This is a genomic window from Photorhabdus africana (assembly GCF_035181445.1).
Taxonomy (GTDB): Bacteria; Pseudomonadota; Gammaproteobacteria; order Enterobacterales; family Enterobacteriaceae; genus Photorhabdus; species Photorhabdus laumondii.
This window is the reverse complement of sequence record NZ_JAXBVE010000107.1, coordinates 1-2453: the sequence shown is the minus strand read 5'-3', so window position 1 is coordinate 2453 and position 2453 is coordinate 1. Positions and strand designations below refer to the sequence as shown.

Here is a 2453-nt window from a genome sequence, read left to right as displayed (position 1 = left end):
CACCCCTGATACTCAGCCCGCTCAGGAAACCCCAACAGCGCCTTCACTACCCGCTTTGCTACAATGCCGGGCAGAACCGTCACCGTTGGTCAGAGTCGATTGCTACGACCGTCTGTTGGACAAAGTCGATAATATTGCCGTTATCCCGTTAGAAAAAACCGGCCCGGTCTGGAGACAGGCAATGGCACAGGAGATGAAACGCCCTGACCATTCAACCGGTTTTATCACCACCCAATCTGAAACCATACCGACTCGCGTCATACTGACCGCCCCCGCAATCGGTGTTCCACCCCCGCGGCCGGTCCTGATGCTGAGTTGTATCGATAACATTACCCGCATACAAATTGCCCTGGCGAAACCACAAGATAGCGGCACGGTGATGATGTCGACGGAAATCACCCAATTCAGTGCTGACTGGTTCTTGCGTGAAAACGGCTACCTGCTGGAATCCAGCCGTGGACTGCCGGGCATTGAAGCACTCAAACGACTGATGACAGGAAAAACCCTGACCATCAAAACCGGCAACGGAAACCGCATGACATTCAACATTTCTCAACTGGAACAGGCGGTGAAACCTTTACGCTCCGCCTGCCGCTGGTGATCCCCATGGATATCAGGAAACAATTTGACTGGCAGGGTCTCCTGCTGACACCGCTATCGGATGAACTCATCAGCCGGGCGCTGGATGAAAACGACCCCGCCTGGGAATATATCGACGGGGAGATGGTTAAGCTGGGATCACTGGCCCATGCCAGCCTGAATATTGAAGCGATCCAGCGTCAGGCGCTGCAACTGTTCAGCGAAAAAAGCAAAGATTTCAGACTGATGGTGCATTTACTGCGCACACTGCAACACGGCAGTCATCCCGCTGAACTCATCCTGGCAATGGAGCTGTTAGCTGATTACATCCCGCATTACTGGCAGGCAGCCTGGCCACACAAACCGCTGCTCAAGCGCCGCCTGGCGCAACAGGTGATTAAACGGTTTGACGCTGCGCAACCCGGCTTCTGCGAACAGGCGGATGAAACTCAGCGCGAAGAGGCGCAGGGCGCACTGGCGCATCTGGCACAATGCTGGCATACCGATGAACCGGCACTGGCTAAAGAGATCGACCAGTTACGCCCCCGCTATGCCCGTAAACCTCAGCCCAAACCGGTGCCCACTGAACCGGCCGACACGACAGCACCATCGGCAAACACGTCAGCACTGACATCCCCCCCCATACCGGATGTCACCGTAGACAGTGCCGGTGAAAAAGCCTGGAAACAGACGCTCCTGACCGTGGCCGACCTGCTGTGCGAACGCCAGCCTGATTCCCCTGTCGGTTACCGTCTGCGTCGTTATGCTATCTGGCACGCACTGACCACGGCACCGATGGCGAATGGCACCGGTAAAACCCCGCTGGCACCGACGTCGGCAGACCGCACCGCCGATTATCTGGCGAAACTCCCGGCGGCGGATAACGCCCTGCTGCAACAGATAGAACAGAGTCTAACACTGGCCCCTTACTGGCTGGACGGCCACGCTCTCGCGGCGCAGGCCGCCGGGAAACTGGGTTACCCCGCCGTGGCTGACGCTATCCGCGATGAACTCCGGGCCTTTCTTGACCGTCTGCCGGTCCTGCAAAACCTGTCTTTCGCCGACAGGAGCCCGTTTATCTCCGACGCCACCCTGAACTGGCTGCATCCGCCGGCGACCGCTACCGTCAACAACGGCACCACGCCGGAACAGGACGCTGTCTGGCACTGTTTTCAGCAACACGGACTGGAAGCCGCCCTCCACGCCGCGGAGCAATACCAGCAACAGCTGACCGAACCGCGGGATCAGTTCTACGGTCAGTTACTGACAGCACAGCTACTGGAACAGGCGGGCATGAGCGCGCTGGCACAACAACATTACCGTCATCTGCGCCAGGCAGGACAACACCTGTCACTCGCCGACTGGGAACCCGGCCTGCTGGCGGCCCTGGCAGAAAAAGCCCCGATGACCGCCCCCGCCAAGGCGACGACCGCAAACAGGAGCGTTAACCCATGAACTGGCTTTCTCTAGTGCTCAAACATATCAAAAAACCGGCGAGGCCGCGTCTGCCGCCACTGAAAGCCACCGCCTCGCTGATACTGGCCCTCCTGCCCTGTCTGGCTCTCATCTGGCTATGGTGGTGGGGGCCCGGCTGGCAGTTTAAACAGACTCACCCGCTGGACACCCTGTCTGCCCGCTGGCTGGCGACGATGATTATCCTTCTGCTGGCCCTGAGCGTTGTCGGGATAAAAATCTGGCGCCGCCTGCGCCAGCTTGAAAAACTCAGGCTGGAGGGGGAACGGAACACCGTCGATCCGGTGCACGCCGATATCACCCGTCAGGACCGTTATCTCCATCACTGGCAAGCGCAACTGCAACGCCATCTGGGGACCCGGGATTATCTCTACCAGCGCCCCTGGTACCTGGTGATGGGT

The 2453-nt window shown here is 58.8% G+C and carries 2 protein-coding genes and 1 pseudogene; all 3 read left to right on the top strand.

Annotated elements, in window-relative coordinates:
- Nucleotides 1-601, top strand: a 601-nt coding sequence (vasI, locus tag SLS51_RS22835) for a type VI secretion system-associated protein VasI (RefSeq protein ID WP_323840782.1), incomplete at its 5' end; no start/stop codon positions are given.
- A 5-nt stretch (nucleotides 602-606) separates the two neighbouring features.
- On the top strand, nucleotides 607-2034 hold the full coding sequence (gene tssA / locus SLS51_RS22830) for a type VI secretion system protein TssA (RefSeq protein WP_323840781.1): 1428 nt from the start codon (nucleotides 607-609) through the stop codon (nucleotides 2032-2034).
- Nucleotides 2031-2453: pseudogene (locus SLS51_RS22825) on the top strand (type VI secretion system membrane subunit TssM); the annotation flags it as partial. The gene tssA and the pseudogene SLS51_RS22825, both read left to right, overlap by 4 nt.